The 21,291-nt window shown below is 57.2% G+C and carries 17 protein-coding genes; 9 read left to right on the top strand and 8 right to left on the bottom strand.

Translation table 11 applies throughout. The annotated features are described in order from the left end of the window. Window positions 1–137: 137 nt before the first annotated feature. The 7 genes from AC27VJ_RS16590 to AC27VJ_RS16560 form a co-directional block, all read right to left on the bottom strand. On the bottom strand, window positions 138–1,274 hold the full coding sequence (locus AC27VJ_RS16590) for a polysaccharide biosynthesis/export family protein (RefSeq protein WP_488684944.1): 1,137 nt from the start codon (window positions 1,272–1,274) through the stop codon (window positions 138–140). A gap of 232 nt (window positions 1,275–1,506) precedes the next feature. Beyond that, complete coding sequence (locus tag AC27VJ_RS16585; protein ID WP_488684942.1) at window positions 1,507–3,840, bottom strand: bifunctional diguanylate cyclase/phosphodiesterase; 2,334 nt, start codon at window positions 3,838–3,840, stop codon at window positions 1,507–1,509. A 159-nt stretch (window positions 3,841–3,999) separates the two neighbouring features. Then, window positions 4,000–4,296: a hypothetical protein gene (locus AC27VJ_RS16580; RefSeq protein WP_488685004.1), complete on the bottom strand. Its 297-nt coding sequence runs from the start codon at window positions 4,294–4,296 to the stop codon at window positions 4,000–4,002. Between the two features lie 162 nt (window positions 4,297–4,458). Then, the gene (locus tag AC27VJ_RS16575) at window positions 4,459–6,069 is read right to left on the bottom strand and encodes an ABC transporter ATP-binding protein (RefSeq protein WP_488684941.1); all 1,611 of its coding nucleotides are present in this window, start codon (window positions 6,067–6,069) and stop codon (window positions 4,459–4,461) included. 1 nt (window position 6,070) lies between these two features. Next, window positions 6,071–7,201, bottom strand: coding sequence for an ABC transporter permease subunit (locus AC27VJ_RS16570; protein WP_113087676.1), 1,131 nt, complete (start codon window positions 7,199–7,201; stop codon window positions 6,071–6,073). Further along, window positions 7,194–8,117, bottom strand: coding sequence for an oligopeptide ABC transporter permease OppB (oppB, locus tag AC27VJ_RS16565; RefSeq protein ID WP_488684940.1), 924 nt, complete (start codon window positions 8,115–8,117; stop codon window positions 7,194–7,196). Before oppB ends, AC27VJ_RS16570 begins: the two co-directional genes overlap by 8 nt. Before the next feature lie 148 nt (window positions 8,118–8,265). Continuing rightward, complete coding sequence (locus AC27VJ_RS16560) at window positions 8,266–9,864, bottom strand: peptide ABC transporter substrate-binding protein (RefSeq protein WP_488684939.1); 1,599 nt, start codon at window positions 9,862–9,864, stop codon at window positions 8,266–8,268. Window positions 9,865–10,073: 209 nt separating this feature from the next. On the opposite strand from AC27VJ_RS16560, the gene AC27VJ_RS16555 reads away from it, so the two are divergent. From AC27VJ_RS16555 to AC27VJ_RS16520, 8 genes are all read left to right on the top strand, one after another. Next, window positions 10,074–10,853 carry a DeoR/GlpR family DNA-binding transcription regulator gene (locus tag AC27VJ_RS16555; RefSeq protein ID WP_488684938.1) on the top strand — a complete coding sequence of 260 codons (780 nt, stop codon included), beginning with the start codon at window positions 10,074–10,076 and terminating at the stop codon, window positions 10,851–10,853. A gap of 102 nt (window positions 10,854–10,955) precedes the next feature. Next, the gene (gene glpD / locus AC27VJ_RS16550) at window positions 10,956–12,467 is read left to right on the top strand and encodes a glycerol-3-phosphate dehydrogenase (RefSeq protein WP_488684937.1); all 1,512 of its coding nucleotides are present in this window, start codon (window positions 10,956–10,958) and stop codon (window positions 12,465–12,467) included. Between the two features lie 70 nt (window positions 12,468–12,537). Continuing rightward, entirely contained in the window at window positions 12,538–13,620 is a 1,083-nt protein-coding gene (locus AC27VJ_RS16545) for an ABC transporter ATP-binding protein (protein ID WP_488684936.1), read from the top strand. A gap of 12 nt (window positions 13,621–13,632) precedes the next feature. After that, window positions 13,633–14,703 carry an ABC transporter ATP-binding protein gene (locus AC27VJ_RS16540; protein ID WP_488684935.1) on the top strand — a complete coding sequence of 357 codons (1,071 nt, stop codon included), beginning with the start codon at window positions 13,633–13,635 and terminating at the stop codon, window positions 14,701–14,703. 3 nt (window positions 14,704–14,706) lie between these two features. Next, entirely contained in the window at window positions 14,707–15,573 is an 867-nt protein-coding gene (locus tag AC27VJ_RS16535; protein ID WP_488684934.1) for a carbohydrate ABC transporter permease, read from the top strand. Between the two features lie 14 nt (window positions 15,574–15,587). Further along, window positions 15,588–16,406 (top strand): carbohydrate ABC transporter permease, encoded by an 819-nt coding sequence (locus AC27VJ_RS16530; protein WP_488684933.1) that lies wholly within the window; start codon window positions 15,588–15,590, stop codon window positions 16,404–16,406. Window positions 16,407–16,421: 15 nt separating this feature from the next. After that, the gene (locus AC27VJ_RS16525; RefSeq protein WP_062451179.1) at window positions 16,422–16,703 is read left to right on the top strand and encodes a DUF2160 domain-containing protein; all 282 of its coding nucleotides are present in this window, start codon (window positions 16,422–16,424) and stop codon (window positions 16,701–16,703) included. 76 nt (window positions 16,704–16,779) lie between these two features. Then, window positions 16,780–18,501, top strand: a complete 1,722-nt coding sequence (locus tag AC27VJ_RS16520) for an ABC transporter substrate-binding protein (protein WP_488684932.1) — start codon at window positions 16,780–16,782, stop codon at window positions 18,499–18,501. Between the two features lie 320 nt (window positions 18,502–18,821). Here AC27VJ_RS16520 and fba read toward each other — a convergent pair whose 3' ends face one another. Continuing rightward, complete coding sequence (gene fba, locus AC27VJ_RS16515; protein ID WP_488684931.1) at window positions 18,822–19,886, bottom strand: class II fructose-bisphosphate aldolase; 1,065 nt, start codon at window positions 19,884–19,886, stop codon at window positions 18,822–18,824. Between the two features lie 383 nt (window positions 19,887–20,269). Between fba and AC27VJ_RS16510 the strand changes: the two genes are divergently transcribed. After that, entirely contained in the window at window positions 20,270–21,271 is a 1,002-nt protein-coding gene (locus AC27VJ_RS16510) for an ABC transporter substrate-binding protein (protein WP_488684930.1), read from the top strand. Window positions 21,272–21,291 lie beyond the last annotated feature (20 nt).

Genomic DNA, 21,291 nt, shown 5'->3' with positions numbered 1-21,291 from the left:
GGGGGAGATGTCCGGCAGGACAGAGGGGGGCCCACACCCACTGCCGGTTCGAACAGCACTCAAGCCGCCCCGCCGAAGCAAAACACCTCTCCGACATTCAAAAAGCTAAGGGCGCAAAACCGCGCCCAGCCAATCTATCAGTTCAGCCCACCCGGCTGTGGAGCAGCAGCTGTCGGCACACTCTTCTGGAACACCGTCAGCAGCTTTGCCGTATCGACCAGCGGCGCATTGCTGGCGTAGAGCACGTCGCCCTTTTGCATCTGGAACAGTTGCATCAAGGCAATGCTGGAGGCGTCGCGCATATTGAGGTGGTAGATCACCGGACGCAGGGTCGTTGCAACCGGCGCTGGACCCTTGGAGGTGGACGCGACAGACGATGAAACCTGCACGACCTCGTTGCGGAAGACATAAACGTTGCGGGCATCGGCGCGGTCATCCAGCAATCCGCCGGCGCGGCCAACGGCTTGCGCCAGTGTCATTTTGCCGGTTTCGAACTGGAATTCCCCAGCGCTTTTGAACGCGCCGAGCGCGGTAAAGCTCGACGCTTCGCCGTCGATCATGATCTGGTCGTCGGGCGAAAGACGGATGTTCTGGCGATCTTCGCGCATGATGCGGTCGAGCGACGCGGTTGCACGTTGCGTGCCGCGAACAACTGTTACCTTGGCCGCACCCGGTGCAACGGTGGGGCCGCCGGCCTGATTGATGGCATCCATAACGCGTTCCTGACGCGCAGTCAGAACGATCTTGCCCGGTGTCTTGACCGAACCGCTGAGCATGACGGCGCTGGTCGGCTTATCGACCACCGTGACCACCGCCTGCGGGTTGACCGCGGAGCCCTTGAGGCCGCTGACGACCTGCGACTGCAAGCCTTCTGGTGTGGAATCGACCACACGCTGCCTGCCGATGAAGGGAAGGTTGACGCTGCCGCTCTGATCGACCGTGAAACGGCCTAGATTGAGCGTCTTGCTCTGCGTGGAGGAGAACAAGCCGTCCTCGCCCGTATCCAGCACGGTAATATCAACCACATCGCCGCGACGCAGGCGCTGCGAGTTGTAACCCGTATTGCGAAGAATGGTGAGGCCGGGACCGGTTGCGCTTTCGAGCGACGATGGCGTTATCGAAGCAGCCGGTGCATTGGCGAGATCAACGACGCGAATTTTTTCATTTGTCAGGGGAAAGGTTGCCGACCGGATATTCCCGGCAGTCGGACCATCCGAGGGCTTTGCACAACCGCTCAGCAAAGCCAAAAGAAGAACCGACGTAAGCTTCTTCATCCCAATTCCCCATGATAGAATCACCTACACGCAGGAATAGCATCAAGACATGAAGCTGCAATAACTTTGAAGCCGAAAATTGAAAAAGATTTGATCGGTAATTGACCCTCTGTGTCCAAACGGCAACCAGTCACGTTACGTGATGTGGCTACCCCGTGCTAACCTCTTTGAATCCAGAGCCAAAAGCCAGTTATCTTGTCTGCTTAGTCCAGGCAAGACAGGGTCTCACGTCTCACCCGAAAACCGCTTTGCTAGCCTTCTTGCTGCGGCTCGGCACCTTCCCAGGCTTGCCAAAAAGGTAGCCCTGCGCCTGCGCACAGCCCTCATCCACAACCATGCGATACTGGCTGTCGGTCTCGATACCCTCCGCCGTGACCGGCAGGTCGAGGCTGCGGCCCAGGCCGATGATGGCACGCACGATCGAGTGAGCGTTTTCATCCTGCTTCATGGCAGCGATGAAGCTGCGGTCGATCTTGATCTTGTCGAAGGGGAAGCTTCGCAGATTGCTGAGTGAGGAATAACCGGTGCCGAAATCGTCCATGACGATCGTCACGCCCAGACGCTTCAGTTGCCGCATGGTGGACAGCGTCACGCCCCGATCCTTCAAGAGAGCGGCTTCCGTCATTTCCAGTTCAAGGCGTGTAGGCGGCAGGCCAGTTTTTTCGAGCGTGGAGCAGATGGTATAGGCAAGATTTGCCAGTGAGAACTGAACCGGCGAGACGTTGACCGCCACCTTGATATGTGGATCCCAACGCATGGCTGCCGAGCAGGCTTCGTGCAATATCCATTCACCCAGCGAAATGATGATGCCGCTTTCTTCCGCAATGGGAATGAAGACGTCGGGCGGCACCATGCCGCGCGTGGGGTGCTGCCAGCGCACCAGCGCCTCATAGCTCGCCACTTCCCCGTTTTCCACCGAATGCACCGGTTGATAGAGCAGCTCCAGTTCATTACGGCTGATGGCCTGACGGAGGTCGGATTCCAGCCGCCGACGCTCCTTTGTTTCCTGATCCATGGCCGGATCGTAAAAGGCGATGATGCCACGACCGTTGATCTTGGCGCGGTAAAGCGCAAGATCTGCGGCGTGCATCAGCGTTTCGTTGTCATCGCCATTGGCCGGGAAAGCGGCGATACCAATGGTAACGCCCACCGCCGTCGGATCGCTGACGCAATCCATCTCGCGCCGGAAGGTGGAGAGAATTTGCTCGCCAAGTTCGCGGGCTTCATCTCCCGTTGTGCCGAAAGCGGTGAGGATGACGAACTCGTCGCCGCCCAGACGCGCCACCAGATCTCCGGGACGTGCCGCCTGCTTCAACATCCGCGCAACGTCTTTCAGAACGCGGTCGCCTTCAGCGTGGCCAAACAGGTCGTTCACGGCCTTGAAGCGGTCGAGATCGAGCGCCATCAGCGCGAATTCATCGCTGTTCTGGGCAATGGTAATGTGGTTTTTCAGCCGCTCCTGAAACAGCGTGCGGTTGGCAAGGCCGGTCAGCACATCGTGGCGGGCGAGATATTCGATCTCGCGCTGCGCACGGCGCTTCTCTGTCAGGTCACGCACAGCCATCACTTCGCAAGGGCGTCCGCGATATTCGATGGTGCGAACTGCCAGTTCGAATGTGCGGGATCGATCGCCGCGGTTCGGCACCGCCTCCACCGCAACAGCGCGGGGAAGATGAGCAGCATTGCCGTCATCGGCGTGCATCAGCTCAGCGGCATTTTCACCGATGAGCGAGGCTTCGCTTGCATCGAACAGTTTTGCAAAGCGGCTGTTGACCTCAACGATGCGGCCATCCCGGACCACGGCCAGTCCATCCAGCGTCGCGCCGACGAGGCCTTTGAGGTCTACGAGATAACGGTCCACAAGCGCGGCGGCACCCGTGATGGCCAGCACGAGGAACGTCACACCGCTGATCGCGGCCATCAGGAACATGCGATCCAGTCCGTCGATCTGGGGGCCAGGCACGCTGGGGTTCGGTATCAGGATCGTGGATGACATGGCGGTGAAGTGAAGCGCCAATACGCCGAGAATTGCGGCCGAGGCTGCACTCGTTACCTGTTTCCAGCCACGCAAACGCCGGAACAGAAGAAACGAAAGGGAGAATAGTACTGCTGCAACAGCGGTTCCCACCAGAATGGGAGTGATGCGATATTCCAGCGTGGCAGCAACCTGCATGCCGGCCATACCAATGAAGTGCATCGCGCCAACGGTGATAGTAATGATACCGCCGGAGTAGAGTGCGGCACCACGTTCGCGCCACAAAAACTGGAGGCTGAGCCAGAAGCCGAAGACGGCGATGACGGCGGATAAAGCGGTGAAGGGAAAATCGAAACCAATGGGAACGCTACCCTGATAGGCAAGCATGGCGATGAAATGCGTGGCCCATACACTAAGGCCAGATGCAAAAGCCGCCACCAAAACCCAATAGGGTCTGCGCTTCAAAGGGCTCTCATCGGCCCGAAGCAGGAGATGATAGAAGGATAGCATTCCGAGAAGTGCGATTACGGCAGCCAGAACAACGATCCGTCGATCATGTTGTAACGCAACACATTCAAGTACGGCGAACACTGCGGATATACCCCCAATAATGTGCAACCATCTATGTTTATTAGTACAGTTAAATTTAGAAATTACTAATCCAAATTTTAGTGGATGGCCTCAATGCAAAGAAACCCGCTAAAGGCGAGTTTCAATGTAACACAACTTATTTTTGGAAAGAGTTACTTTTCAGATTTCCGGGCAGCCACGCTCATTTGCGAAAGTAATCGTATCGGAGCCACGGCGGGTATAGCCTTGAACGACCACGCGGCGCGGTGTTACGCGAACGATTTCCGGATCGCGAAGACCGGAGGCACGGGCGGCGGAGCGTGCTTCGCGCTCACTGCATCCGCGCATGGGTGGGCCACGGCGGTCCATGTCGCGGTCGCGGTCACGAATGACAGGGCGGACGCCATCGCGGCCAATTCTCAACTCCATATCCTGCGCGCTTGCAGGCGCGGACAGAGCAACACCCGAAACCGCCATAGTGACGGCAAGACCGGCAATCTGGATCACCTTGAGCATATTACCTCCTCAGTGCCGCTTCAGACGACACATTATTATTCACGCGGAGATAACGCGGATGTGAGGTGCTTGTTCCTTAGCAGCATAAAGTAAAGAACCCGGCCACAAGGGCCGGGCTGAGGGTTACGCCGCAACTTCCGCCGTGAAAGCGGACTGGATGAGCGTTTTGGTATAATCCGCCGTCGGATTGTTGAAGATGTTGTCCGTTTCGCCCTCTTCCACAATCTTTCCGTCCTTCATCACGATCACATAGTCGGAAATCGCCTTGATGACCGACAGGTCATGACTGATGAAGACATAGGACAGACCATGCGTTTTCTGAAGGTCGCGCAGCAGATCGATCACCTGCCCCTGCACCGAACGGTCGAGCGCCGATGTCGGTTCATCGAGAATGACGACGTCTGGCTTGAGGATGATGGCACGCGCAATGGCGATACGCTGACGCTGGCCGCCGGAAAACTCGTGCGGATAGCGGTTGCGTGCTGCCGGATCGAGACCGACTTCCTTCAGTGCCTCGATCGCCCTCTTGTCGCGCTCAGCACGGCTCAGCTGCGGCTCATGGACGAACAGACCTTCGGTGATGATTTCACCCACCGTCTGGCGCGGTGACAGCGAACCATACGGATCCTGAAACACCAGCTGAAGCTGGCGTCGCATGGGCCGCATGGCTTTCCGGTCCAGACCGGAGATTTCCTTCTTGCCGAAGAACAGCCGGCCGGTAGACGGCGTCAGCCGCAACAGCGCCCGGCCAAGCGTGGATTTGCCCGAACCGGACTCACCGACGATGCCGATGGTTTGGCCCTGGCGCAGATTGACACTGACGCCATCGACAGCTCGAAATGCCGAAGCTTTGGTAAAAATGCCGCCCGGTATTTCGTAATCCACCGTCACATTCTGGCCAGAGAGAACGACAGGCGCTTCCGGGCCAACAGGTGGCTTGTGGCCACTAGGTTCGGCATCCAGCAACATCTTGGTGTAATCCGCCTGCGGACGTTCAAAGATGTCTTCCGTCGTTCCGGTTTCCACAATCTCGCCACGACGCATGACCGCAACGCGATCCGCGAAGTGTCGCACCACACCCAGATCGTGGGTGATGAGAACGACAGCCATGCCGAAACGCTGCTGCAGGGATTTCAACAGATCGAGAATCTGTGCCTGAATGGTTACGTCGAGCGCGGTCGTCGGCTCATCGGCAATCAGCAGATCAGGCTCATTGGCGAGTGCCATGGCAATCATGACGCGCTGGCGCTGCCCGCCGGAAAGTTCGTGCGGATAGCTGTCGATGCGCCGTTCGGGGTCAGGAATGCCCACCACTTTCAGCAGTTCAAGCACCCTTGCACGCGCTTCGGCCTTGCTGGAACCACGGTGATGGATGATCGGCTCGGCAATCTGCTTACCGATCTTGTAGAGCGGATCGAGCGAGGTCATCGGTTCCTGGAAAATCATGGTGATTTTCGCGCCTCTGATGTCGTTCAGATCATCGACCGGCAGGCCGACCAACTCACGCCCGCGATATTTCGCGGAGCCCTGAACCCGGCCATTGGCGGCCAGCAGACCCATGATACCCATCATGGTCTGGCTTTTGCCCGAACCGGATTCACCGACCACGGCAAGGGTTTCGCCCTGCCGCACGTCGAGGTCTATACCCTTGACGGCATTGACGGCGCCGTCCGGTGTCGTGAAGTCGACCTTCAGGTCGCGCACGGTCAGTATGGTTTCAGATGTCGTATTCATGTCAACGATCCTTGGGATCGAGCGCATCACGCAACCCGTCGCCCACAAAGTTCAGAGAAAACAGCGTCAGCACGAAGAAGATCGCCGGGAATATCAGCAGCCACGGGGCTGACTGCATATTGCTGGCACCTTCGGAAATCAGCGCGCCCCAACTCGTCAAAGGTGCCTGAACACCAAGACCGAGGAAGGAGAGGAAGCTTTCCAGAAGGATAACCTTCGGCACGACGACCGTGACGAAAACGACCACAGGGCCAATCGTGTTGGGAATGATGTGACGGCGGATGATCTGCCAGTCCGTCAGGCCCAGCGCCTGTGCGGCACCCACAAATTCACGCCGCTTGAGCGCCAGCGTCTGCCCGCGCACGATACGCGCCATATCCAGCCATTCCACCGCCCCGATAACTAGGAAGATAAGAATGAAGCTTCGCCCGAAGAAGACGACGAGCACGACGACGAGAAACACGAAGGGCAGCGAATAGAGGATTTCCACGAAACGCATCATCGCATTGTCGACACGCCCGCCGATATAGCCAGCGGTTGCGCCGTAAACGACGCCGATGCCGAGCGACACGAGGCTGGCCAGCACGCCGACGGCAATCGAGATTTGTCCGCCGAGCATGACGCGCGCCAGAAGATCACGCCCGTTGCTATCGGTGCCGAAGAAGAAGTATTCGCGGTTCACATCGCCTTCGATTTTTAGCGTGCGGCCGTCATCCTCGGTTGCCACAACCTTGGTATTTTCGAACTCGTTGGCACGGTCGAAGTAACGCGTCGTACGCGGATCGATCTCGCCAGAAGACGTGACGGTTGCGGTGAATTTTTGCCCTTCAACGGCAAATTCCTTCAGCTCCACTCGTGCACGGCCAGCAATGCCTTCCATGACACCCTGGAGATTATTGACGTCAGGGCGGGCATCGAGGCTTGGTGAAACCGAGACATAGGACGAAAACACCTGATCGTAGGTGTGGCTGATGAAATGCGGCCCGAGGAACGAAAACAGCGTGATCAGCACAAGCATGATCGAACCGGCCATGGCCGCCTTGTTACGACGGAAACGCATGGTGGCAAGCTGGAAGAGGCTTCGGCTTTTCACCGAAGCAGGAACGGCTGATGTGCCGGGGATATCAGTCATGTCTGACCCTCGGATCAAGAAGGCCGTACAGAATATCGACCACAAGATTGAAAACGATGACGAAAAGCGCGATGAGAACCACGGTTCCCATGACAAGCGTATAGTCACGATTGATGGCGCCCAGCACGAAGTAACGACCGACACCGGGAATGGTGAAGATCGTTTCGATGACGGCAGAACCCGTCAGCAGGGCAGCAGCGCAGGGCGCAAGATAGGACACGACCGGCAACATCGCCGCGCGCATGGCATGAACGATGACGACGGTGCGGCCTGGAAGACCGTATGCTTTCGCGGTGCGGATATGGTCCATCCGCAAAGCCTCGATCATCGATCCGCGCGTCAGGCGTGCGATGACGGCAAGCTGCGGCAAAGCGAGCGCAATCATTGGCAGAATGAGATAGCGTAGCGAACCATCGCCCCAGCTTCCGGCTGGCAGAAGACCGAGCAGAACGGCGAAGATCAGCGTCAGCACCGGAGCAACGACGAAGTTGGGCACGGTCACGCCGACGGTAGAAACCGACATCAGTGAGAAGTCAAAGAGACTGTTCTGCCTCAAAGCCGCAAACGTCCCGGCCAGCACGCCGCCGATCAATGCCAGCATGAGTGCATAGAAACCAAGCTCCAGCGAATAGGGCAAACCTTTGCCGATCAACTGGGCAACGGTGTTGTCCTTGTAGATATAGCTAGGGCCGAAATCGCCGGTCACGGCATTTTTCATGTAGATCAGGTACTGACGCCACAATGGTTCATCCAGATGATAGGTTTTCATCAGGTTTTCCATCGTCTGCGGCGGCAGGGGACGTTCAAGATTGAACGGGCCACCGGGTGCAAACCGCATCAGAAAAAAAGAAATCGTGACGACGATAAGCAAGGTCGGCACGGCGCTCGCCAAACGGCGCAGGATAAAAGAGATCATTATATTTTAGGCTCCGGGCATGGCACGGCGGCTAAAGTTCGTTGCGACGTTCATTCGCCGCGCAACCTTAACCCGTTCTACAGATCATGTCGCGCAAAAGCTCAAGGCTCTTGCGCGACATGTTTTAGAACCACCGTGGCAGCACTGCTTATTCGGAAACGCTCAGGAAGCGGCTAAGGTGCTCATTGGCCGCATTGTCTTCCCAGCCCTTGACGCGGTTGGATACCAGCCAAAGATCCGCCTGCGTCAGGAACGGCGCAACCGGCTGTTCCTTCATGAGGATCGTTTCGGCTTCATGCAGCAGCTTGGAGCGAGCGATCGGGTCTTTCTCGTCGTAAGACTTCTTCATCAACGCATCATATTCGGCGTTGTTGAACTTCGAATAGTTGAAGGTCTTGTTGGACGAGACAGACAGCGCCAGGAAGTTTTCGGCGTCCGCATAGTCGGCAACCCAGCCAGCGCGGGCAACGTTGAATTTGCCGCCTTCCTGCAGGTAGCCATAGTGCGAGGCAACGTCGAGGTTCACTAGCGACACATTGGCGCCGAATGTGCTCTTCCACATATCCGCAACGGCGGTTGCGACACGCTCATGGTTGGGGTTGGTGTTGTAGCGGATTTCGATGGACAGCGGCTTGCCGCCTTCACCGTAACCGGCTTCCTTCATCAACTTCAGCGCTTCGTCTTCACGATCCAGCTGCGAAAGCGTGGCGAAATCGGCCTTCGCAGGCTCACCATAGCTGTCCATGCCGGGCGGGACCATCGAATAGGCAGGGATTTGCGAACCGCTGTAGATTTCCTTGGCAAGGAAGTCGCGGTCAACGGCCATGGAAAGGGCGCGACGAACGCGGGTGTCGTTGAAAGGCGCTTCACGCGTATCGAAGGTGTAGTAGTAGGTCGCAAGCGTCGGAGAGACGCGAACCTGATCGCCATAGGCCTTGCGCAGACGATCCAGCTGGTCAGCCGAGAAGTTGAAGGCAAGGTCCATTTCCTTCGCTTCGAATCGGCGAACGGAGGCTGCCTGGTCGTCGATCGGGTAGAAGATGACCTTGTCGATCTTGGTGTTTGCAGCATCCCAGAAGTTGGTGTTCTTGACGACCGTCAGGCTATCATTGGGAACATGGGCCTGCAATGTGTAGGCACCGTTAGAGACCATGACGCCGGGCTTGACGAAGTCGGCACCGTTCTTTTCGACGCTGGCCTTGGAAACAGGAAGCGCCGTCTGGTGGGCCAGCAGCTCAAGGAAGAAAGGCGTTGGGCGCTCGAGAGTGATTTCGAGCGTCTTTTCGTCCACAGCCTTCATGCCGAGTTCTTCAGGCTTGGCCTCGCCCTTGTTGATCTTTTCGGCATTCTTGATGGGATAGAGAATATTTGCGTATTTCGCAGCGGACTTCGGGTCTTCGACGCGCTGGTAGGAGAAGACGAAGTCTTCAGCCGTAACAGGCGAACCGTCCGACCACTTGGCGTCAGCGCGAAGCTTGAATGTGTAGACGGTGCCGTCATCCGACAGGGTCCAGCTTTCCGCCGTGCCGGGAACGATCTTGCCAGCAGCGTCGTAAATGGTGAGACCCTCATAGAGGTCCTTCAGGATGAAGGCTTCGATGTTGATCGAAGTCTGAGCCTGATCGAGGGTCTGCGGCTCCCCCGCGTTGCCACGGTGCAGAACGGTTTCCGCGAGAGCTGAACTTGCGCCAATCAGAAGCGAGCCTAGCAGGAGTGCGGCGCGCGTTGTTGTTTTTATCGAAAGCATTTTTTTATTTCCCCATAAAGTGTGAGAACGCGCAAACAAGGACAAAACGCGCCGAGGCGCAACCCCAATATTTACCGACTGGGAAAATTGAGGGTGTTGCGACAATTGATTGTGGAAAACGTCGGCGTACAAAACAAACCCGCCACTTTCGCTTTTCATCAAAATGAAATAAAAACGAAAGTCTGCACATACCAACGGGTCACCGCATAATGTTCTTCACACCGCGCCAGCTGGAAATCATCGAACTCGCAAAGTCCGAAGGCAAGGTCATCGTCGAGGATCTGGCGACGCAGTTTTCGGTCACCTCGCAGACGATTCGCAAAGACCTGAACGAATTATGCGAAGCGCGCGCACTGACGCGAATCCATGGCGGTGCGATCTTTCCCAGTAGCACGGAAAACGTCCGATACGAAGCCCGACGATCCATCGCGGCGACGGAAAAACAGGCGATTGGCCGTGCCGCGGCAGCGCTCATTCCCAATAAATCTTCGCTTTTCATCAATATCGGCACGACGACGGAAGCCGTTGGCGAAGCCTTGCTGAACCACCACGAATTGATGGTCATTACCAACAATATCAATGTTGCCAACAGGTTAAGGATATTCCCCGACATTGAGGTCGTCATCGCTGGCGGTGTGGTGCGCGGTTCAGATGGCGGTATCGTCGGGGAAGCGGCGGTCGATTTCATTCGCCAGTTCAAGGTGGACTATGCGGTCATCGGCGTGTCGGCAATCGACAGGGACGGCGCGCTGCTGGATTATGATTTCCGCGAGGTGAAAGTGGCGCAGGCCATCATGGCCAATGCCCGGCACGTCATTCTGGTTTCCGACTCCAGCAAGTTCGAGCGCACGGCACCGGTGCGAATCGGTCATCTGTCTCAGGTTCACACCTTCATCACCGACCACTGTCCGCTGCCATCAGTCAGCGCCATCTGCCGCGAAAACGGCGTCGAACTCATCGAAACCCAAGGTGAGAAGCCGGAAAATTAAACGATTAACATTCGTTTGACATTCACTTTGTTTTCATTTTAACTCCCCTCAATTTCGAATTCCAAGAATAAGCGGCACAATGCCGCGTCAGGGAGAGACCAAGTGAGTGAGCAGGCGGTCCGCGATATTTTCGTGATCGGTGGTGGCATCAACGGGTGCGGAATCGCACGTGATGCTGCCGGTCGCGGTTATTCCGTGACACTGGCCGAGATGAATGATTTCGCATCCGGCACCTCTTCAGGCGCGACCAAGCTCATCCACGGCGGCCTTCGCTATCTCGAACATTACGAGTTCCGGCTGGTTCGCGAAGCCCTTATGGAGCGCGAAGTCTTGTGGGCCATGGCCCCGCATATCATATGGCCCATGCGCTTCGTTCTACCCTTCCACAAGGGCGGTATTCGTCCGGCATGGCTGATCCGGCTCGGGCTTTTTCTCTACGACCATCTGGGCGGTCGCAAGCTTCTGCCCGCCACGAAATCCCTCGACATGCGGCGCGACCCTGCGGGCAAGCCATTGAAGCCGCTCTTCACCAAGGCCTTCGAATATTCGGATGGCTGGGTGGATGATGCGCGTCTGGTTGTGCTGAACGCGCGGGACGCTGCCGACCGTGGCGCAGACATTATGAGCCGTGCGAAGGTGGTTTCGGTTCGTCGCGAAGGTGGGCTTTGGAATGTCGACGTCAAGGACAATGCGACCGGAACTGTGAAAACCGTTCAGGCACGCATGCTGGTCAACGCCTCCGGCCCGTGGGTGGACAAGGTGCTGTCCAACGCGGCGGGCAAAAATCAGGTGCACAATGTGCGGCTGGTTCAGGGCAGCCACATCATCGTGAAAAAGAAGTTCAACGATCCCCGCGCCTACTTCTTCCAGAACCCCGACAACCGCATCATTTTCGCTATCCCTTACGAGACCGACTTCACCCTGATCGGCACCACCGACCGGGATTATCAGGGTGACCCCGCCGATGTTAAGATCAGCGGCGAAGAGACCGATTATCTCTGCAACGCGGCCAGCGAGTATTTCGCAGAGCCGGTGACGAAAGACGATATCGTCTGGACTTACTCCGCCGTGCGTCCGCTGTTCGATGACGGCGCATCCAGCGCGCAGGAAGCCACGCGCGATTACGTTCTGAAGCTTGAGAATACTTCCGGTGAGGCCCCGCTGCTCAACGTTTTCGGCGGCAAGCTCACCACCTATCGCCGTCTGGCGGAACATGCGCTGGAGAAAGTGGCGGAAGCAATTGGCGACAAGGGCAAACCGTGGACCGGCAAGAGCTCGCTTCCGGGCGGGGACTTCGCGGCCACCGGTTACGAGGCGGAAGTCAAAAAGCTCAACACAAAATATAGCTTTCTATCCGAGCGTCAGGCGCGCAGACTGGTTCGCCTCTACGGAACGAAGGCAAATGCTATTCTTGGGAGTGCGGCGAGCATGGAGGCGCTCGGTCAGCATTTCGGAGGCGATCTTTACGAGCGCGAAGTCGAGTGGCTGATCCGTCAGGAATGGGCCAGAACCAGCGATGACGTGTTGTGGCGCAGAACGAAGCAGGGCCTGCATTTTTCATCTGAGCAAGCGACTATACTCGACGACTATATGAAGGCGGCAGTGGCCGCCTGACGAGAGCCCGAAAGGGCGCTCTTAAAATATTGAAGCAGATATCTTGCAGGTTGGGAGGCCTCGGGACAGCATGCTGGAATTACGCAACATTGCTACGATGGTGGGTGGTGATTACCACATCTACCCAACCAATCTGACCCTCAAGCGAGGCACGTTGAACGTGCTGCTGGGGCCGACGTTGTCTGGAAAAACATCGCTGATGCGGTTGATGGCCGGTCTGGACAAACCGACCGAGGGCCAACTGCTGTTCGATGGCGCTGACGTGACCGGCAAGCGCGTGCAGGATCGCAGCGTTGCCATGGTCTACCAGCAGTTCATCAACTACCCGGCACTGACCGTCTACGAAAACATCGCCTCCCCAATGCGGATCGCCAAGAAGGATGCGGCGACCATCGACCGCGAAGTGCGGCGCGCTGCCGATCTCTTGCGGCTGACACCTTACCTTGACCGCACACCGCTGAACCTTTCCGGCGGACAGCAGCAGCGCACCGCGCTCGCCCGCGCCATCGTCAAGAATGCCAGCCTCGTGCTGCTGGATGAGCCACTCGCCAACCTCGATTACAAGCTGCGCGAAGAATTGCGCGAAGAGCTGCCGAAAATTTTCGCTCTCTCCGGTGCGATCTTCGTCTATGCGACGACCGAGCCATCCGAAGCCCTGCTTCTGGGCGGCAACACGGCGACCATGCATCAGGGGCACATCGCCCAATATGGCAGCACCATCGATCTCTATAGAAACCCTGTCGATCTCGTCTCGGCAAAGACCTTTGCTGACCCGCCACTCAACATCATTGCACTCACCCGTTCCGGCCCTTCGTTTCTGCACAATGGCCAGCCTGTTTTCGACGTTCCGGCACACCTTTCGGGCATTGCAGATGGGCCGGTGACGGTGGCGTTCCACCCGCACCATCTTTACCCAACGCCTACCCATGGCGGCGCAGTCAAACTTTCCACAAAGACGCTGATCTCCGAAATCGCCGGTTCAGAAAGCTTCATTCACGTCGATTTTGCCGGCAATCGCTGGGTGATGCTGACGCGCGGTATTCTCGATATCGAGCCGGACAAGCAGATCGATATCTATCTGGATACCCGCCATCTGATGGCATTCGATGCGAATGGCCGCTCGCTTGCAACCCCGCAACAAGCAGCCGCGTGAGGAGAAGAGACCATGGCACGCATCAGTCTCGACCACATCCGCCACGCCTACAACGCCAAGGCCAAAGCGGCCAATGATTATGCCCTGAAGGAAGTGAATTACGAGTGGAGCGATGGCGGCGCCTATGCGCTGCTCGGCCCATCCGGTTGCGGCAAGACCACTTTGCTCAACATCATTTCCGGCCTTATCAATCCGTCCGATGGCCGCATTCTGTTCGATGGCAAGGACGTGACGAACCTGCCGACGGAACAGCGCAATATCGCGCAGGTGTTTCAGTTTCCGGTCATTTACGACACCATGACGGTCTACGAAAATCTGGCCTTTCCCTTGCGCAATCGCGGCGTGCCGGAGGCCGATGTCGACAGGCGCGTCAACGAAATCCTCGAAATGATCGACCTCGGCGCATGGGGCAAACGCCGCGCGCATCGCCTGACCGCCGACCAGAAGCAGAAGATTTCGCTGGGTCGCGGTCTCGTGCGTAACGACGTGAACGCCATTCTCTTCGATGAGCCGCTGACCGTGATCGACCCACACATGAAGTGGGTGCTGCGCTCGCAGTTGAAGCGGTTGCACAAACAGTTCGGCTTCACCATGGTCTATGTCACACACGACCAGACCGAAGCCATGACTTTCGCGGACAAGGTCGTCGTCATGTATGACGGCCAGATCGTGCAGATCGGCACCCCTGCCGAACTTTTCGAGCGGCCCAGCCACACTTTCGTCGGTTATTTCATCGGCTCTCCCGGCATGAACTTCATGCCTGTTGCGCTGGATGGCGCGCAGGCGAAAATCGGCGATCAGCATGTCTTGCTCGACGCAGCACCAAGTGTCGAAACCGGTGCGAAAACGGAACTCGGCATTCGCCCGGAATTCATTTCTCTCGGGCGCGAAGGCATGCCGGTGACGATCAGCAAGGTCGAGGATATCGGCCGTCAGAAAATCGTTCGCGCCAGCTTTGCCGGTCACCCACTGACCGTGGTTGTGCCTGAAGATGGCGACATTCCGTCCGAACCGCATGTCACCTTCGATCCCAAGGCCATCGGCATCTACGCCGATAGCTGGCGCGTTGGCACGGGAGCCTGAGCCATGGAAAAAACGTTCAACAACAAGGCGTGGTTTCTGGTTATCCCGGTTCTGATCCTCGTCGCATTTTCCGCCGTGATCCCGCTGATGACGGTCGTCAACTACTCGGTTCAGGATACGTTCGGCAACAATCAGTTCTTCTGGGCGGGAACCGACTGGTTCGTGCAGATGCTGCATTCGCCCCGCTTCTGGGATGCGCTGATGCGCAACCTGATTTTCTCGATGGTCATTCTGGCCATCCAGATCCCGCTCGGTATTCTGATTGCGCTCAACATGCCAAAAACCGGCCTCGGCGTGCCGGTATGCCTCGTGCTGATGGCGCTGCCGCTTCTCATTCCGTGGAACGTCGTCGGCACCATCTGGCAGGTTTTCGGGCGCGTCGATATCGGTTTCCTTGGCCACTATCTCTCGAAGATCGGCATCGATTATAATTACACACAAGACCCTGTAGATGCCTGGGCAACCGTCATCATCATGGATGTTTGGCACTGGACGAGCCTTGTCGTGCTGCTGTGCTACGCCGGTCTCGTCTCGATCCCCGATGCCTATTATCAGGCAGCCCGCATCGATGGCGCATCGCGCTGGTCGGTGTTCCGTTACATCCAGTTGCCGAAGATGAAGCGCGTGCTGCTGATCGCCGTTCTGCTGCGCTTCATGGACAGCTTCATGATCTACACCGAACCCTTTGTTGTCACCGGCGGTGGCCCCGGCAACTCCACCACCTTCCTGTCCATCGATCTCGTGAAGATGGCAGTGGGACAGTTCGATCTGGGTCCGGCAGCGGCGATGTCGATCATCTACTTCCTGATCATCCTCGCGCTGTCCTGGATTTTCTACACCGTCATGACCAATAGCGACGAACAGGCTTGAGAAAGGAGAACATCATGAGCAATTCCAGATCCATCGCCCGTTTCTCCTTCCTCATCCCGACGGTCTATATCGTCTTCCTGCTGCTGCCGATCTATTGGCTCGTCAACATGAGCTTCAAGGAAAACGGCGAGATTCTCGGTGCGTTTTCGCTATGGCCACAAAACCCGACGCTGCGCAATTACACCATCATCTTCACCGATCCGGCCTGGTACAATGGCTACATCAATTCCATCATCTATGTGGTGATGAACACGGTGATCTCGGTCGCTGCCGCGCTGCCCGCCGCCTATGCTTTCTCGCGCTATCGCTTCCTTGGCGACAAGCACCTGTTCTTCTGGCTGCTGACGAACCGCATGGCACCGCCTGCCGTTTTCGCCTTACCCTTCTTCCAGCTCTATTCCGCCTTCGGCTTGATCGATACGCATATCGCGGTCGCGATTGCCCATTGCCTGTTCAACGTTCCCCTGGCGGTCTGGATTCTCGAAGGCTTCATGTCCGGCGTTCCCAAGGAAATCGATGAAACCGCCTATATCGACGGCTATTCCTTCCCGCACTTTTTCGTGAAGATTTTCATGCCACTCATCGCCAGCGGCATCGGTGTCGCGGCCTTCTTCTGCTTCATGTTCTCATGGGTGGAACTGCTGCTGGCCAGAACGCTGACAACAACTGCCGCCAAGCCGATTGCCGCCACCATGACCCGTACCGTCTCCGCATCCGGCATGGATTGGGGCGTGCTGGCTGCCGCGGGTGTGCTGACCATTATTCCCGGCGCGCTGGTCATCTATTTCGTCCGAAACTACATCGCCAAGGGCTTTGCCCTCGGCCGCGTCTAACGAAGGAGAAGCCGCATGAATTTTTCCTGGATGGCATGGACGCTGCCGACGGCGCTGTTTTTTCTGACCATATTGCTGCTGCTGATTGGCATGGCGGTTTGGGAATATATCTCGCCTGGCGGCAATCCGCGCGTCGGCATCTTGCGCTTCGAGACGACACGCGGCGACCGGCTGTTCGTGTCGCTGCTCGGCTCCGCATTCATCCACCTGGCATGGCTCGGCTTTGTTGGCCCCGGCCTTTGGTGGGCACTGGCTCTTTCGGTTGTCTATGCGATTGGCGTGTTTCGCTTCGTTTAGACAGCCGACTGAAATACCGGGAGGGAGGACCGCCCGGATACATCTGCAAGCAATCGTAAACACTGGGAGGATGATTATGCGAGTGCATCTTTTAACAACGACGGCAGCGGCGTTGCTGGCCATAACCGGCGTAGCAAATGCCGGTATGAATGAAGCCAAAACCTTTCTGGACAAGGAAATTGGTGACCTTTCAAGCCTGAGCCGTGCCGATCAGGAAAAGGAAATGCAGTGGTTCATCGATGCTGCAAAACCTTTCGCCGGCATGGACATCAAGGTCGTCTCGGAAACGCTGACGACGCATGAATACGAATCCAAGGTGCTGGCGAAAGCCTTCACCGAAATCACCGGCATCAAGCTGACGCACGACCTGATCGGCGAAGGCGACGTGGTGGAAAAGCTGCAAACACAGATGCAATCCGGCGAAAACATCTATGACGCCTATATCAACGACAGCGATCTCATCGGCACCCACTGGCGTTACCAACAGGCCCGCAATCTGACGGACTGGATGGCCAACGAAGGCAAGGATGTCACCAACCCCGGTCTCGACCTGAAGGACTTCATCGGCACCAAGTTTACTACGGCACCTGACGGCAAGCTCTACCAGTTGCCCGACCAGCAGTTCGCCAACCTCTATTGGTTCCGGTATGACTGGTTCAACGACGCCAAAAACAAGGCCGACTTCAAAGCCAAATACGGCTACGAGCTGGGTGTTCCCGTTAACTGGTCTGCCTATGAAGACATCGCCGCTTTCTTCACCGGTCGCGAAATCAACGGCAAGAAGGTCTACGGCCATATGGACTATGGCAAGAAAGACCCGTCGCTCGGATGGCGCTTTACCGATGCGTGGCTGTCCATGGCTGGCAACGGCGACAAGGGCCTGCCAAACGGCCTGCCGGTCGATGAATGGGGCATCAAGGTCAACGAGAAGTCCCAGCCGGTTGGTTCTTGCGTTGCCCGTGGCGGTGACACCAACGGCCCTGCTTCGGTCTACGCCATCCAGAAATACCTCGACTGGTTGAAGGCCTACGCGCCTCCAGCAGCACAGGGCATGAACTTCTCCGAATCCGGCCCCGTTCCGGCGCAGGGCGAAGTGGCGCAGCAGATTTTCTGGTATACGGCCTTTACGGCTGATGCGGTCAAGAAGGGACTGCCTGTGGTCAACGAGGATGGCACGCCAAAGTGGCGCATGGCCCCCTCCCCGCATGGGGTTTACTGGAAAGACGGCATGAAGCTCGGCTATCAGGACGTGGGTTCCTGGACTTTGATGAAATCCACACCTGACGACCGCGCCAAAGCAGCATGGCTCTACGCGCAGTTCGTGACCTCGAAGACCGTGGACGTGAAGAAGAGCCATGTCGGCCTGACGCTTATTCGCGAGTCCTCGATCAACCACGAAAGCTTCACAAAGCGCGCCAAGGACCTCGGCGGCCTGATCGAGTTCTATCGTTCACCTGCCCGCGTTCAGTGGTCTCCAACCGGCACCAACGTTCCTGATTATCCAAAGCTGGCACAGCTCTGGTGGCAGGCCGTGGGTGATGCGTCCTCAGGTGCCAAGACAGCGCAGGGTGCGATGGACTCGCTGTGCGCCGAACAGGAAAAGGTCATGCAGCGTCTGGAACGTGCAGGCGTTCAGGGAGAAATCGGACCGAAGCTGGCTGAAGAGCACGATCTTGCATATTGGAACAAGGACGCCGTTTCCAAGGGCAACCTTGCACCACAGTTGAAGATCGCGGATGAAAAAGAAAAGCCGATGACCGTCAATTATGACGAACTGGTCAAGAGCTGGCAGAAGTAATTCTGCGGGATTGAAAGGAGATCGGGGGTGGCTCACTGCCCCCGGTTATGCGGCGGACCACACTTAACGCTCGGGCGCACACACCATCCACTTCCGTCACCCTCGGGCTTGTCCCGGGGGTCTACCAACGTTCAAGCAGGCTTCGACGGAAACCTGTGCCCTGAACGGAAAAAGCCGGAGGCGAATTCATCGCCTCCGGCTTTTTTTGTTTTTATATTCTGCATCAAGGGCCAACTACCGTCGAGCAAGACTTACCGTGTCAGATGCTCGGGACAAGCCCGAGCATGACGACCGAGAGGTTTCAGTCTCCCTCTAACCGCTTACGAAATCACCGGGTCCAGCGAACCGGACGCATAACGCTTCGCCATTTCCCGCAGCGGGATAGGCGTGATCTTCGATGCTTGCCCTGCCGTCCAGAACAATTCAAAACGCTCCTTGCAGAGCTTCGTCATGGCGTCACGCGCAGGCTTTAGATACTTGCGCAGATCGAACTCAGCCGGGTCTTCCGCCAGAACCTTGCGGATCTGCCCAGTGATGGCCATGCGGCAATCCGTATCGATGTTGATCTTGCGCACGCCGTTCTTGATGCCGCGCTGGATTTCCTCGATCGGCACGCCCCAGGTCGGCTTGATGGCGCCGCCATAGGTGTTGATGATATCCTGCAAGTCCTGCGGCACTGTTGATGATCCATGCATGACGAGGTGCGTGTTCGGCAGCTTATTATGAATGGCTTCGATGACATTCATCGCCAGCACAGAACCGTCAGGCCTGCGGGTGAACTTGTACGCACCGTGGCTGGTGCCCATGGCAACGGCAAGCGCATCCACCTTTGTTTCGCGCACAAATTTTACCGCCTCGTCCGGGTCGGTCAGCAGTTGGTCATGCGAGAGAACACCTTCGGCACCGTGGCCGTCTTCCGCCTCGCCCATGCCGGTTTCCAGGGAGCCGAGAACACCCAGTTCACCCTCAACGGAAATGCCGCCGTAATGGGCCATGTCGGTTACCTGGCGGGTGACGCCGACATTGTAATCCCAGTCACCCGGCGTCTTGCCATCGGCCTTCAAAGAACCATCCATCATGACGGAGGTGAAACCGGCCTGAATGGCGGTCATACAGCTGGCGGCCTCATTGCCGTGGTCCAGATGCACGCAGACCGGGATATGCGGATAGATTTCCACGACCGCATCCATCATGTGCTTGAGCATGATGTCGTTGGCATAGGCGCGCGCGCCGCGAGATGCCTGCATGATGACAGGCGAATTGGTGGCATCCGCCGCATCCATGATGGCCAGCGCCTGTTCCATGTTATTAATGTTGAAGGCAGGTACGCCATAGCCGTGTTCTGCCGCGTGATCGAGCAACTGACGGAGCGTTATTCGAGCCAAGGTATTTCCCCCTAAACGAATTGATTTGAAAACGGCATATTTCAATACCATCCCGTCCGTTGATGGACAGATTGGTACTATTGCCGCGAGAAAACCAACTATCCAGCTTTTTTTGACATTCATCAGCAAAGAATGGCCGCGCCGGGCGCATTCCTGCGCCTGATTTGCTCTGAATTGCCAAGAATTCGGGCGCGAAGGCAGGAAAGTTACGCAAAGATTAAAATACCGTGACCTGTCGTGGTTTGGCGGATGGCCGTCGCATTTTGCGTAGGTTATGGGCCAGCTTCGCGCCATCATCCCTTCAACCTTGCAAAAGACAAGAACAGTGGCATGCCCCGCGGCAGGTTTGCCTCTTATAAGCGCCGCCAATAAAGGGAACAGATATGAAGAAACTGCTTGCATCGACCTGTCTGGTGTTCGGTCTGCTGGGTGGCGCATCTGCGTCGAATGCCGCAGAATGCGGTAGCCCCACCATCGCCAGCATGAACTGGCAGAGCGCCGAAGTGCTCTCTGCCATTGATAAGATCATTCTCAACGAGGGCTATGGTTGCAGCGCCGATATCACCATTGGCGACACGGTTCCGACCATCACTTCCATGGTGGAAAAAGGCCAGCCGGATATCGCGCCGGAAGCATGGGCAGATACGCTGCCAGATGTGGTCAAGCGTGGCGTGGATGAGGGCAAACTCGTCGTTGCCGCAACGGCTCTGCCGGATGGCGGCATTCAGGGCTGGTGGATACCGAAATACGTTGCCGACGCCCATCCTGATATCAAGACCATCGGCGACCTCTTGAAAAACCCCAAGCTTTTCCCGGATGCCGAAAATCCTGACAAGGGCGCCATTGTCAACGGCCCGCAGGGTTGGGGCGGCACCGTCGTCACGGCTCAGCTTTACAAGGCATTCGGCGCTGAAAAGGCTGGCTTCAACCTCATCGATAGCGGTTCTTCTGCTGGTCTCGATGGCTCCATCGCCAAGGCTTATGAGCGCAAGCAGCCATGGGTCGGCTACTACTGGTCACCCACCGCGCTTCTGGGCAAATATGAAATGGTGAAGCTGGAGCCCGGCGTTGCCGCTGATCCTGCCGAGTGGAAGCGTTGCAACACGGTTGCCGATTGCCCGGACCCGAAGCCGAACGCATGGCCGGTCGATAAGGTCGTCACACTGGTCGCCAAGCCCTTCTCGGAAAAGGCCGGTCCCGCCGTCATGGACTATCTCAACAAGCGGTCCTGGAGCAACGCAACCGTCAACAAGCTGATGGCCTGGATGACGGACAATCAGGCAACGGGCGAAGACAGCGCCAAGCACTTCCTGAAAGAGAACCCCGACATCTGGACCAAGTGGGTGTCTGCCGACGCTGCGGAAAAGATCAAGGCTTCGCTCTGACGACCTTCCCTGCTGCATGA

The organism is Agrobacterium sp. 20P9.1.2, from assembly GCF_057799395.1.
Note: the sequence above shows the minus strand (reverse complement) of the source record. Positions and strands in the feature narration are given on the sequence as shown.

Excerpts from the sequence above, each read along its gene's own strand:
- AC27VJ_RS16555 (WP_488684938.1), top strand. The coding sequence starts at position 10,074 with ATGTTCTTCACACCGCGCCAGCTGGAAATCATCGAACTCGCAAAGTCC.
- AC27VJ_RS16530 (WP_488684933.1), top strand. The coding sequence starts at position 15,588 with ATGAGCAATTCCAGATCCATCGCCCGTTTCTCCTTCCTCATCCCGACG.
- AC27VJ_RS16580 (WP_488685004.1), bottom strand. The coding sequence starts at position 4,296 with ATGGCGGTTTCGGGTGTTGCTCTGTCCGCGCCTGCAAGCGCGCAGGAT.
- AC27VJ_RS16520 (WP_488684932.1), top strand. The coding sequence starts at position 16,780 with ATGCGAGTGCATCTTTTAACAACGACGGCAGCGGCGTTGCTGGCCATA.
- AC27VJ_RS16570 (WP_113087676.1), bottom strand. The coding sequence starts at position 7,201 with ATGACTGATATCCCCGGCACATCAGCCGTTCCTGCTTCGGTGAAAAGC.
- oppB (WP_488684940.1), bottom strand. The coding sequence starts at position 8,117 with ATGATCTCTTTTATCCTGCGCCGTTTGGCGAGCGCCGTGCCGACCTTG.
- AC27VJ_RS16590 (WP_488684944.1), bottom strand. The coding sequence starts at position 1,274 with ATGAAGAAGCTTACGTCGGTTCTTCTTTTGGCTTTGCTGAGCGGTTGT.
- AC27VJ_RS16560 (WP_488684939.1), bottom strand. The coding sequence starts at position 9,864 with ATGCTTTCGATAAAAACAACAACGCGCGCCGCACTCCTGCTAGGCTCG.
- AC27VJ_RS16525 (WP_062451179.1), top strand. The coding sequence starts at position 16,422 with ATGAATTTTTCCTGGATGGCATGGACGCTGCCGACGGCGCTGTTTTTT.
- AC27VJ_RS16510 (WP_488684930.1), top strand. The coding sequence starts at position 20,270 with ATGAAGAAACTGCTTGCATCGACCTGTCTGGTGTTCGGTCTGCTGGGT.
- AC27VJ_RS16545 (WP_488684936.1), top strand. The coding sequence starts at position 12,538 with ATGCTGGAATTACGCAACATTGCTACGATGGTGGGTGGTGATTACCAC.
- AC27VJ_RS16575 (WP_488684941.1), bottom strand. The coding sequence starts at position 6,069 with ATGAATACGACATCTGAAACCATACTGACCGTGCGCGACCTGAAGGTC.
- AC27VJ_RS16535 (WP_488684934.1), top strand. The coding sequence starts at position 14,707 with ATGGAAAAAACGTTCAACAACAAGGCGTGGTTTCTGGTTATCCCGGTT.
- AC27VJ_RS16540 (WP_488684935.1), top strand. The coding sequence starts at position 13,633 with ATGGCACGCATCAGTCTCGACCACATCCGCCACGCCTACAACGCCAAG.